This is a genomic window from Bradyrhizobium sp. ISRA430 (assembly GCF_029909975.1).
In the GTDB taxonomy this organism is placed as follows: Bacteria; Pseudomonadota; Alphaproteobacteria; order Rhizobiales; family Xanthobacteraceae; genus Bradyrhizobium.
In genome coordinates, this window is the sequence record NZ_CP094516.1 from 1541754 (window position 1) to 1553258 (window position 11505).

The following is an 11505-nucleotide window of genomic DNA, read 5'->3' on the forward strand; positions in this document are numbered from 1 at the left end:
CTCGCTCCGCTCTTACGGGCAGAGGGTTGGGCCGCCCTGCAAATTCGATGAGAGTTGGACTCGCGAACGGTCCTCGTTCTCTGTCATTGCGAGCGCAGCGAAGCAATCCAGAATCTTTCCGCGGAGAGACTCTGGATTGCTTCGCTGCGCTCGCAATGACGATGTGGATGCGGCCTCTCCCCGCACGCGGGGAAAGGCGAAGCAACGTCACTTCTGCGGCAGGTTGACCCGGATGTGCAGTTCGCGGAGCTGCTTGGTCGTGGCTTCCGAGGGCGCGCCCATCAGGAGGTCCATGGCCTGCTGGTTCATCGGGAACAGCGAGATCTCGCGCAGGTTCGTGGTGCCGCACAGTAGCATGACGATGCGATCGACGCCCGCCGCCATGCCACCATGCGGCGGCGCGCCATACTGGAAGGCGCGGTACATGCCGCCGAAGCGATCGACCACTTCCTGCTCGCCATAGCCGGCGATCTCGAACGCCTTCACCATCGCTTCCGGCACGTGGTTGCGGATACCGCCCGAGGCGATCTCGTAGCCGTTGCAGGTGATGTCGTACTGGAACGCCTTGATGGTCAGCGGGTCCTGGCCCTTCAGCGCTTGCAGACCGCCTTGCGGCATCGAGAACGGGTTGTGGGAGAAATCGACCTTCTTATCGTCCTCGTTGTACTCGTACATCGGGAAGTCGACGATCCAGGCGAGCTCGAACCGCTCCTTGTCGGTGAGGTTCAGCTCTTCGCCGACCTTGTTGCGGGCAAGGCCTGAAAACTTCCAGAACTTGTCGGGATCGCCGGCGACGAAGAAGGCGGCATCGCCTTCCTTGACGCCGAGCTGCGCGCGAATCGCGGCCGTGCGCTCCGGCCCGATATTGTTCGCCAGGGGACCCGCACCCTCGCCGCCCTCGCGCCACATGATGTAGCCGAGGCCGGGCTGGCCCTCGCCTTGCGCCCACGAATTCATGCGGTCACAGAACGCACGCGAGCCGCCGCCCGCGGCCGGGATCGCCCAGACCTGGTTCTTGGGGTCTTCGAGCATGCGCGCAAAGACCTTGAAGCCGGAGCCGCGGAAGTGCTCGGAGACGTCCTGCATCTCGATCGGGTTGCGCAGGTCCGGCTTGTCGCTGCCGTATTTGCGCAAGGCCTCGGCGAACGGAATCCGCCGCCAGCCCTTGGTCACCGGCTTGCCCTTGGCGAACTCCTCGAACACGCCGGTGATCACCGGCTCCATCGCCGCGAAGACGTCGTCCTGCGTGACGAAGCTCATCTCCACGTCGAGCTGATAAAATTCGCCCGGCAGGCGGTCGGCGCGCGGGTCCTCGTCGCGGAAGCACGGCGCGATCTGGAAGTAGCGGTCGAAGCCGCTCATCATCAGGAGCTGCTTGTACTGCTGCGGCGCCTGCGGCAACGCGTAGAACTTACCGGGATGGATGCGCGAGGGCACCAGGAAGTCGCGCGCGCCTTCCGGCGAGGACGCGGTCAGGATCGGGGTGTTGAACTCGAAGAACCCCTGATCCTTCATGCGCCGGCGCATGGAATCGATGATCGCGACGCGCGTCATGATGTTCTGGTGCAGCTTCTCACGACGCAGGTCGAGGAAGCGGTATTTCAGCCTGATGTCCTCAGGATATTCCTGGTCGCCGAACACCGGCAGCGGCAGATCGCCGGCCGGGCCGAGCACCTCGATCTCGCTGACGTAAACTTCGACCTTGCCGGTCGCGAGGTCGTCATTGTCGGTGCCCTCGGGCCGGCGGCGAACCTTGCCGTCCATGCGCACCACGAATTCCGAGCGCAGCTTCTCGGCGAGCGAAAACGCCGGCGAGTCCGGGTCGACCACGCACTGGGTCAGGCCGTAATGGTCGCGCAGGTCGATGAACAGCACGCCGCCATGGTCGCGAACGCGATGGACCCAGCCTGAGAGGCGGATCGTCTCGCCGATGTGGCTCTCGCGGAGCGCGCCGCATGTATGTGACCGGTAGCGATGCATGGTCGTCCCAAAATCAATGTCGGAGGATCGAATCGGACGGCCAAAAGGCCGGTCCGAAGTTGCGGCAGGGTTTACCCGACGAGGCCGGGGGCGGCAACCAAGGGAACGGCCTGTTTTGGGCCCGGAACGTCCATTTTTGGCCCATCAGGGCACAAGCCTTTGCCGATCGGCGTTCCGAGCCTATCTTTAAGGCCATGACGGTGCATTTCCCCTTCCAGAATTCCTATTCGGCGCTGCCGGACACGTTCTTTGCCCGCGTCGCGCCGACGCCCGTCGCCGCGCCCCGGCTGATCAAGCTGAACCGGCCGCTGGCGGTCCAGCTCGGGCTCGATCCCGATATCCTGGAGACCCCCGAAGGCGCCGAAATCCTGGCCGGCAAGACGGTTCCACCGGGCGCCGACCCCATCGCCATGGCGTATGCCGGCCACCAGTTCGGGCAGTTCGTGCCCCAGCTCGGCGACGGAAGGGCAATCCTGCTCGGCGAGGTCATCGACAAGGACGGCGTCCGCCGCGACATCCAGCTCAAGGGGTCAGGTCCCACTCCGTTCTCCCGCCGCGGCGACGGCCGCGCCGCGCTCGGTCCGGTGCTGCGCGAGTACATCGTGAGCGAAGCCATGTTCGCGCTGGGCATTCCGACCACGCGCTCGCTTGCTGCTGTTGTCACCGGCGAGCACGTGCTGCGCGAAACCGCGCTCCCGGGCGCAGTGCTGACGCGCATTGCAGCGAGCCACATCCGCGTCGGCACCTTCCAGTTTTTTGCCGTCCGCCGCGACACCGACGCGGTCCGCAAGCTCGCCGATCACGTCATCGCCCGCCACTATCCGGAGCTGCTCGGTGCCGAGCGGCCCTATCATGCGCTGCTCGCCGGCGTCGTGGCGCGCCAGGCCGATCTCGTCGCGCGCTGGCTGCTGGTCGGCTTCATCCACGGCGTCATGAACACCGACAACACCTCGATCTCCGGCGAGACCATCGACTACGGCCCCTGCGCCTTCATGGATGCCTACGATCCCGCACAGGTGTTTTCCTCGATCGACGAGATGGGCCGCTACGCCTATGCCAACCAGCCGCGCATCGCACTGTGGAATCTGACTCGCCTGGCCGAATGCCTGCTGCCGCTGTTCTCCGACGACCAGGAGAAGGCGATCGAACAAGCGCAGGACATTCTCGGCGCGTTCCCCGACATCTTCAGCAAGGCCTATCAGGCGGGCCTGCGCAGAAAGGTCGGCCTGTTCACTGAGGGCGACGGCGACGACGCGCTCATCCAGGACCTGCTCGACGCCATGGCGAAGAACCAGGCCGACTTCACCCTCACCTTCCGCCGGCTCGGCGATGCCGCAGGTGACGAAGCCGGCCTTGCCGACGTCCGCGCGCAATTCATGGACCCGTCGGCTTTCGACGACTGGGCCAAGCGCTGGCGCGAGCGCATCGCCTTGGAGCCGCAGACACCGGCCGAGCGACAAGCCGCCATGCATGCGGTCAACCCCGCCTTTATCCCGCGCAACCACCGCGTCGAGGCCGTGATTCAGGCGGCGATGAACAACGACGATTACGCGCCGTTCGAGGAATTGGTGAAGGTGCTGGCGAAGCCGTACGGCGATCAGCCGGAGTACGCTGCCTATCAAGATCCTCCGCTGCCGGATCAGCGAGTGCTGCGGACGTTCTGCGGGACGTGAGGTTGGTTCGGCTTCGTGCGCTGCTTGAGGCTGGCGTTCGTCGCGTGCTCGCGCGATCGGCTCGATGCCGCAGCGCGAGACGACCCGGTTGACCGCATCTGCCGTTCTGCCCAACAATTTGCGGCGTCGGCAACCACTGTCATCAAACTGAAACACTCTCACTCTAACCGGCTGGCGGGCCGTCTTGCCGGAGGCGACCGTCCTCCCAGAGACCTGACACGCGCGCCATGCCCTTCAAATTCATCCACCTCACCGACACGCATCTCGCGGGCCCGGGACTGAAGCTCTATGGGCTCGACCCGCGCGCCCGGCTGGATGCCGCCATCGCCGACATCAACCAGCACCAGTCCGACGCCGCGTTTGCGGTCGTGACCGGCGACCTCACCCATTGGGGTGAGCCTGCGTCCTACGCCAATTTTGCCGAGGCGATGGCCGCGCTCAAAATTCCCTACATCGCCATGGTCGGCAATCACGACCGCCGCGTCGCCTGCCTCGACGGCCTGAAGGCGGCGCCGCGCGATCCCAACGGCTTCGTGCAGGGGACGCGGACCACCGAGCACGGCCTGTTCGTCTTCCTCGATACGCTGGACGAGACCAGCCATGCGGGCGAGATGTGCGCAAAGCGCCTGGGCTGGCTCGCGAACACGCTTGCCGCCGCGCCCGCCGACATGCCGTTCGTCGTGTTCATGCATCACCCGCCCTTCCCGGTCGGCGTGCACGCAATGGACGAGATCGCACTGGCGCAGAGCGCGGAGTTTGCCGAGGTGATCGCGCCTTATCGCGCGCGCATTCGCCACCTCTTCTTCGGCCATGTTCACCGGCCGATTTTCGGCAGCTATGGCAAGATCCCATTTTCGACGCTGCGTGGCACCAACCACCAGGTCTGGTTCGAACTCAATCCGAACGCTCCGCATCTGGCGAGCCACGAACCGCCGGCCTATGGCGTGGTGCTGATCGACCAGGAGAACGTGGTCGTGCACAGCCACGACTTCCTCGATACCAGTCTGCGCTTCCCCTTCGCCGCCCCGGCGGGAATGGAGGACCGCGACTATGCGCTCAACTTCGTGGCGCGGTGAGATGAGCCTCGCTGAACCCGCGGCTCTCCCGGTCGCGACCTCGGCGCCGCCGCGACGACATGCTCTCGGGAGACTTGCCGCCAGTCTCAAGGCCTCGCTGCCGGCGTATCTCCTGCTACTGCCGTCACTGGTCTTTCTCGCGCTGTTCACCTATGGCGCGATGGGACGCGTATTCGTCGATGCACTCTACCAGCGCACCACGCCGAAAGCGCCGGTTCGCTTCGTCGGCCTCGACAACATCAGCGCGGTGCTCGCTGATCCCTCCTTCACCGGTGCGGTCGTCAACAACCTTGTCTACGCCGTCGGCACCGCGATCCCCAGCATCGGGCTCGCATTGCTGTTCGCGCTGGCGCTCTCGCGCACCAACGCGGTGACCAGCGCACTGCGCGTCGCGCTGTTCCTGCCGGTGCTGATCCCGATGGTTGCGGCGTCGGCGCTGTTCCTGTTCATCTTCCTGCCCAATGTCGGGCTGCTCGACTACTACATCGGCCGCCTGCTTCCGGTGCTGCCGAACTGGCTCGGCGATCCCGACATCGCGCTCTACGCGATCATGATCATCACCATCTGGAAGAACGCCGGCTACTACATGCTGTTCTTCCTCGCCGGCCTGCAGGCGGTGCCCGAGGACGTCATGGAGGCGGCGCATCTCGACGGCGCCGGTCCGTTCATGCGCCTGCGCTACATCATCCTGCCGGAGCTGCGCCCGACCTTCCTGTTCGTCACGGTGATCGCCACGCTCAATGCGGTGACACAGGTCGACCACGTCTTCGTCATGACCAAGGGCGGCCCATCGAACGCGACCAATCTCGTGCTGTTCTACATCTACCAGCAGGCGGTGGAGCATTACGACATCGGCAAGGCTTCCGCGGCGACGCTGCTGACGCTCGCCGCGCTGATGGCGCTGACCGCGCTGTCCTTCCGGACGCTTGCGAACCGGGAGGGCGGGCCATGAAGCTGTTCAAGGGTTTGTTCGAGGACGCCCCGCTCGCCACCCGCCGGGAGATCACGCCGAAGCTCGGCTTCGCACTGACGGTGCTGTTCGCGATCGTCTGGCTGATCCCGTTCCTGTGGATGGTCGTGGCGACGCTGCGCCCCGCTTCCGAGGGCATCAACGCGATGGCCGAGCTGATGCCGAGCGTGAAGCCGACGCTGGACAACATCGGGGATGCCTGGGAGATCGGCGATTTCCCGCGCTACTTCCTCAACACCACCTTCATCTGCACCGGCATCCTCTTGGTGCAGTTCGTCACGATCACGCTGGCAGGCTTCGCGTTTGCGCGCCTCGCCTTCGCCGGCAAGACGCTGATCTTCTATCTGTTCCTGATGCAGCTCATGCTCGTGCCGGTGCTGCTGATCGTGCCGAACTTGAGGCTCGTGGCGCAGCTCGGCCTCTACGACACGCTCACCGGCGTGATGATGCCGTTCTTCGCCTCGGCCTTCGGCACCTTCCTGATGCGACAGGCCTTTGAAGCGATCCCGACCGAGCTCGAGGACGCCGCGCTGATCGACGGCGCCGGTCTGCTCCAGCGCATCCGCCACATCTACGTGCCGCTGTCGCTGCCGAGCTTCTCCGCCTTCGCCATCATCTCCGTGACCAGCCACTGGAACGACTTCCTGTGGCCGCTGATGGTGATCAATTCGCCGGACAAGCGGCCGCTCACGGTCGGACTGTCCGTCTTCACCGCCACGGCCGAAGGCACCCAGGCCTGGGGCACGATCGCCGCGGGCACGCTGATGGTGATCGCGCCGCTGCTCATCACCTTCCTGATCTTTCAGAAGCGTTTCATCAGCTCTTTCGTCACCTCAGGCATCAAATAGGAGATTTTTCGATGCTGTTCTCCCGCAGGCTCATGCTCGGCCTCGCCATGGCAGGCGCCCTCGCCTTCCCGGCGCTGGCCGAAGGTCCGACCGAGATCGACCTGTTCTTCCCGGTCCCCGTCGACGGCAAGCTCGCCCGCGACATGGGCACGCTGATCAAGGAGTTCAACGAGACCCATCCGGACATCAAGGCGACCGCCGTCTACACCGGCTCCTATGACGACACGCTGATCAAGACCCGCGCCGCGATCAAGGCCGGCAAGCCGCCGGCTGCCGTGATCATGTCGGCCAATTTCCTGCTCGACATGCAGATCGAGAACGAGCTCACCAATCTCGATTCCCTGATTGCTGCCGACGGCACCACCAAGGAGCAGTTCCTGGGCCAGTTCTTCCCGGCGCTGCAGGGCAACGCAGTGATCAATCGCTCGGTCTACGGCGTGCCATTCCACAACTCGACGCCGCTGCTCTACATCAACGCCGAGCAGGCCAAGGAAGCCGGGCTCGACCCGAACAAGCCGCCGCAGACCTGGGCGGAGCTGACCGACTGGGCCAAGAAGCTCACCAGGCGCGAAGGCGACAAGGTCACGCGCTGGGGCATCGCCATCCCTTGCGCCTATGATTATTGCGGCTGGATGATGGAAACGCTCACCATGTCCAATGGCGGGCGCTACTACAACGAGGAGTTCGGCGGCGAAGTCTATTACGATACGCCCTCGATGCTCGGCGCGCTCACCTGGTGGAACGACCTCGTCACCAAGCACAAGGTGCATGCGCCGGGTGCCACGCCCGGTCCGGCCGTAAGCACCTCCTTCATCTCCGGCAATGCCGCGATGATGATGCTGTCGACGGGCTCGCTGACCTACGTGCGCGACAACGCCAAGTTCGCCTACAAGGTTGCCTTCATCCCGCGCAACGTCCGCAACGCGGTGCCGATCGGCGGCGCCTCGCTGATCATTCCGGCGGGCCTCGAGGCCGACAAGCAGAAGGCTGCCTGGACGCTGATCAAGTGGATGACCTCGCCCGAAAAGAGCGCCTGGTGGAGCCGCGCCACCGGCTATTTCGCGCCCAACATGGCCGCCTACAAGACGCCCGATATGATCGACTTCCTCAGCAAGAACCCGGACGCCAAGACCGCCGTCGAGCAGCTCGATGTCGCAAAGCCCTGGTTCGCGACCTACAAGACGGTGCCGGTGCGCAAGACGCTGGAGGATGAGGTGATGCTCGTTCTGAACGGCAAGAAGCAGCCGAAGGAGGCCCTCGCCGCCGCCCAGAAGGCCGCCGACGAGCTGCTCAAGCCGTACAACGCCGAGACCTCGCTGAAGCTTCCCTGAGGCCGGTCACATCGCGCAAGCAAGCTTCGGCGCCCCGTCATGCGGGGCGCCGAATGCGTTTTCGGGAACGCGCCCGCTCAGATCGTCACAACGATCTTGCCGAACTGCGTGTTCGACTCCAGGAAACGGTGCGCCTCGACGATTTCCTCGAATGGAAACGTCCTTGCGATGATCGGCTTCAATGAGCCGTCCGATAGTCCTTCGAGGATGAACGCCTTTGCCCGCGCGAGCCGCGCGGGATCGCGGATAATCTCGTGCACCAGGTAGCCGCGCAGTGTCAGGCTCTTGCTGAGAACGTTGAAGAGCGGAAACGGCGTCGGCTCGGGGCTCAGCCCGCCGTACTCGATCAGGATCCCGCCCGGCGCCATGGCCGCGGTCAGCGGCTCGAACGTTGGGCCGCCGACCGCGTCGAACACCACCCGGACGCCCTTTGAACCGGCGATGTCTGCGAGCCGCGATCGAATGTCCTCTTCGGTCGACGCGATCACGTCGGCGGCTCCCGCATCAAGCAAGGCCTGTCGCTTGTTCGAGCTTCGCGTCAGGGCGACCGGAACTGCGCCGATGCGGTTCGCGATCTGAATTGCAGCAAGCCCGACACTGCTCGATGCGGCCGTAATGGCGACGACCTCGCCGCGATCGAGCCCGGCGATGTCGATGATCGCGCCAAACGCCGTGAGATACTGCATCCACACAGCAGCCGCCGCCTCGAAGGCAAGCACGGGCGGATGCTTCACGACGAGCTCTGCAGGGAACGTCACGAGCTCGCCATAAGCCGGCCACCGCACCATCGACACGGGCGGCACGATGCTGACGGCATCGCCGTGGGCAAAGCCGCTCACGTCTTCACCGATGGCTTCGACGGTGCCTGCGGCCTCGAGACCAAGGCCCGAGGGAAACGTCGCCGGCTCGATATAGGTCCCGGATCGCAGCAGCGCTTCGGCACGGTTCAACCCCAGTGCCCTGACCCGGATCTGAACCTCGCCGCGTGCCGGCGGCGGGATATCGACGGTCTCGATACGCAACACTTCGGGGCCGCCATGCCGGTGAAAACGAACGACTCGCGCCATGGGCACAACTCCAAAACAATTGAATCGAATGGAGCTATGGCAACCGCGTCGGAGCGGATAAATCGTCTTGAACGCCAAACAGTCGAAATCAAGAGTTTGCAATCATGGACCGCCTGACCAGCATGGCCGCGTTCGTCAAGGCCGTCGACCTCGGCTCGTTCGCGGCCGCGGCCGATGCTTTGGAGATGTCCGGCCCCATGGTCGGCAAGCATGTCCGCTTCCTTGAAGAGCGGCTCGGCATTCGTCTCCTGAACCGGACCACGCGACGCCAGAGCCTGACCGATGCCGGCCAGGCCTATTATGAGCGTTGCCGCGCCGTGCTCACGGAAGCAGAGGCCGCCGACGCCGTCGCTTCTGGCCAGCAGAGCGAACCGCGCGGCAGACTGCGCGTGACCATGCCGGCCCTGCTGGGGCGGCATTGCATCGCCCCCTTGCTGCTCAAGCTCGCGCGGAAATACCCGGCGCTGGAGCTCGATCTCTCATTTGGAGATCCGATCGCGAACCTCATCGAGGCCGGTTACGATCTCGCGATCCGGACCGGCGATCTCGACGACCAGTCCGGCCTGATCGCGCGGCGTATCGCCCGCCAGCGCATGGTGGTTTGCGGTGCGCGGTCCTACCTCCGCGCCCACGGCAGGCCGAAATCGATCGACGATCTGGCGCGGCATCAGGCGATCATCTATCGCCGCTCCGGGCGCGTCCGCCCGTGGCTGTTTCCGTGCGAGGGCCAGCCCCCGCGCGAGGTCGTACCGACCGGCAGGCTGAGGCTCGACGATCTCGAAGCCATCGCCGATGCCGCGACACGCGGAATGGGGCTCGTCTGGCTGCCCTACTGGCTCGTCCGCGAACGCCTCCAAGCCGGCGCCCTCGTCCGACTCTTCGAAGGCCGGGCGGAATTCCTCTACGATTGCCACGCGCTGTGGCCGCGCTCGCCTCAGATGCCGCCGAAGGTCCGCGCTGCCGTGGATACGTTGGCTGCCGCCCTGCCGAAGCTCACGACGTGACGGTGGGGCTCTCGCCCCAGTTAACCTCTCGTCCACCATTCGACCCGTCCAGCCGCCGGTAACCACGAGAATTAACAGACCCTCAACACCGCCCCGACAAGTCTAACGGTTCCTTCGGGGGATTTTGCCGTGGATCTGTTGGTTTTCGAGTTCCTGGGACTGGCGCTGGTCGCAATGTGCGTGGTCGTGGTGGCGCTGCCGTGTGCCCGCAAACCCTCGCAGCGGATCCGCTACGAGTAGGATTTTCGGCCGGCTCGAGCGATTCCGGTCCAATGCAAGGCTCGAATTCGCTACGAGCCCCTTGACATCACAGCACTTTCGGCAGAACGGCTGATATACGTCTCATGGGCCGTTCATGGATCTGATTACCACCACCGCTGACCTCGCGGCTGCCTGCAGCCGGCTGGCGAAGCACCCCGTCATAACAGTCGATACCGAGTTCCTGCGCGAGACCACCTATTACCCGCTGCTGTGCGTGGTGCAGATGGCAAGCGCCGAGGAGGCCGTGGTCATCGACGCCCTGGCCGAGGGCATCGACCTCAAGCCGTTCTTCGAGCTGATGGCCAACGAGAACGTGCTGAAGGTGTTTCATGCCGCCCGCCAGGACATCGAGATCATCTGGCACCAGGCCAACATCATCCCGCATCCGGTGTTCGACACCCAGGTCGCCGCCATGGTGCTCGGCTATGGCGACAGCATTGCCTACGACCAGCTCGTCGAGAAGGTCACCGGCCACCGGCCGGACAAGACCCACCGTTTCACCGACTGGTCGCGCCGGCCGCTGACGAAGGAGCAGATGCATTACGCGGTGTCCGACGTCACGCATCTGCGCGACGTGTTCGCAGCGCTCGACGCCGACCTCAAGAAGCGCCGCCGCAGCGAATGGGTCTCGATCGAGATGGAGATCCTGACCTCGCCCCGCACCTACGACTTCCACCCCGAGCGCGCCTGGGAGCGGCTGAAGACGCGGGTGCGCAAGCCCAAGGACCTTGCGGTGCTGATGGAGGTCGCGGCCTGGCGCGAGCAGGAGGCGCAGAGCCGCGACGTGCCGCGCGGCCGCGTGCTGCGCGACGAGGCGATTAGCGACATCGCAACGCACGCGCCGACCTCTCTGGAGAAGCTCGCTCATCTGCGTTCGGTGCCGAAGGGTTTTGAGAAATCCAAATGGGGCGCGGACATCGTCGCCGCCGTCGAGCGTGGGCTGGCGCGAGATTTTTCCACGCTGCCGAAGCTAGAGAAGCCGCGCAACAACGCCAATGGCGCGGCAATCGTCGAGCTGTTGAAGGTGCTGTTGCGCATGACCGCGGAGCGCCACGCGGTGGCCAGCAAGGTGATCGCAACCGTGGATGAGCTCGAGCAGATCGCCGCCGACGATGAAGCCGACGTGCCCGCCCTGCACGGCTGGCGCCGCGAGCTGTTCGGCGAAGCCGCATTGAAACTCAAGCGCGGCGAGCTGGCGCTGGCGATCGAGAAAGGCCGCGTGATCGGCGTCAAGCGGGCGTAGGCCGAGATCCCCCCGATGTCGTCCTGGCCAAGGCCAGGACCCATACCGCGTG

At 64.9% G+C, this 11505-nt stretch carries 9 protein-coding genes; 7 read left to right on the forward strand and 2 right to left on the reverse strand.

Annotated features, from left to right (window positions below):
* Positions 1-207: 207 nt before the first annotated feature.
* Positions 208-1980, reverse strand: coding sequence for an aspartate--tRNA ligase (gene aspS, locus MTX21_RS07935; RefSeq protein WP_280964254.1), 1773 nt, complete (start codon positions 1978-1980; stop codon positions 208-210).
* A 194-nt stretch (positions 1981-2174) separates the two neighbouring features.
* Here aspS and MTX21_RS07940 point away from each other — a divergent pair, with 194 nt between their 5' ends.
* The 5 genes from MTX21_RS07940 (at position 2175) to MTX21_RS07960 (ending at position 7878) form a co-directional block, all read left to right on the forward strand.
* Positions 2175-3653, forward strand: a complete 1479-nt coding sequence (locus MTX21_RS07940; RefSeq protein ID WP_280964255.1) for a protein adenylyltransferase SelO — start codon at positions 2175-2177, stop codon at positions 3651-3653.
* 227 nt (positions 3654-3880) lie between these two features.
* A complete protein-coding gene (locus MTX21_RS07945) occupies positions 3881-4729 on the forward strand; it encodes a phosphodiesterase (RefSeq protein WP_280964256.1) in 849 nt (282 codons plus the stop codon).
* A gap of 1 nt (position 4730) precedes the next feature.
* Complete coding sequence (locus MTX21_RS07950; RefSeq protein ID WP_280964257.1) at positions 4731-5681, forward strand: sugar ABC transporter permease; 951 nt, start codon at positions 4731-4733, stop codon at positions 5679-5681.
* Complete coding sequence (locus MTX21_RS07955; RefSeq protein ID WP_280964258.1) at positions 5678-6547, forward strand: carbohydrate ABC transporter permease; 870 nt, start codon at positions 5678-5680, stop codon at positions 6545-6547. Before MTX21_RS07950 ends, MTX21_RS07955 begins: the two co-directional genes overlap by 4 nt.
* A gap of 11 nt (positions 6548-6558) precedes the next feature.
* Entirely contained in the window at positions 6559-7878 is a 1320-nt protein-coding gene (locus tag MTX21_RS07960; RefSeq protein ID WP_280964259.1) for an ABC transporter substrate-binding protein, read from the forward strand.
* A 77-nt stretch (positions 7879-7955) separates the two neighbouring features.
* Here the strand turns inward: MTX21_RS07960 and MTX21_RS07965 are convergent, their stop codons facing one another.
* Positions 7956-8945: a zinc-dependent alcohol dehydrogenase family protein gene (locus MTX21_RS07965; protein WP_280964260.1), complete on the reverse strand. Its 990-nt coding sequence runs from the start codon at positions 8943-8945 to the stop codon at positions 7956-7958.
* 104 nt (positions 8946-9049) lie between these two features.
* Here MTX21_RS07965 and MTX21_RS07970 point away from each other — a divergent pair, with 104 nt between their 5' ends.
* A complete protein-coding gene (locus MTX21_RS07970; protein ID WP_280964261.1) occupies positions 9050-9949 on the forward strand; it encodes a LysR family transcriptional regulator in 900 nt (299 codons plus the stop codon).
* A gap of 355 nt (positions 9950-10304) precedes the next feature.
* The gene (gene rnd, locus MTX21_RS07975; RefSeq protein WP_280964262.1) at positions 10305-11453 is read left to right on the forward strand and encodes a ribonuclease D; all 1149 of its coding nucleotides are present in this window, start codon (positions 10305-10307) and stop codon (positions 11451-11453) included.
* The last annotated feature ends 52 nt before the right edge of the window (positions 11454-11505 follow it).

Excerpts from the sequence above, each read along its gene's own strand:
- aspS (WP_280964254.1), bottom strand. The coding sequence starts at position 1,980 with ATGCATCGCTACCGGTCACATACATGCGGCGCGCTCCGCGAGAGCCAC.
- MTX21_RS07940 (WP_280964255.1), top strand. The coding sequence starts at position 2,175 with ATGACGGTGCATTTCCCCTTCCAGAATTCCTATTCGGCGCTGCCGGAC.
- MTX21_RS07945 (WP_280964256.1), top strand. The coding sequence starts at position 3,881 with ATGCCCTTCAAATTCATCCACCTCACCGACACGCATCTCGCGGGCCCG.
- MTX21_RS07950 (WP_280964257.1), top strand. The coding sequence starts at position 4,731 with ATGAGCCTCGCTGAACCCGCGGCTCTCCCGGTCGCGACCTCGGCGCCG.
- MTX21_RS07955 (WP_280964258.1), top strand. The coding sequence starts at position 5,678 with ATGAAGCTGTTCAAGGGTTTGTTCGAGGACGCCCCGCTCGCCACCCGC.
- MTX21_RS07960 (WP_280964259.1), top strand. The coding sequence starts at position 6,559 with ATGCTGTTCTCCCGCAGGCTCATGCTCGGCCTCGCCATGGCAGGCGCC.
- MTX21_RS07965 (WP_280964260.1), bottom strand. The coding sequence starts at position 8,945 with ATGGCGCGAGTCGTTCGTTTTCACCGGCATGGCGGCCCCGAAGTGTTG.
- MTX21_RS07970 (WP_280964261.1), top strand. The coding sequence starts at position 9,050 with ATGGACCGCCTGACCAGCATGGCCGCGTTCGTCAAGGCCGTCGACCTC.
- rnd (WP_280964262.1), top strand. The coding sequence starts at position 10,305 with ATGGATCTGATTACCACCACCGCTGACCTCGCGGCTGCCTGCAGCCGG.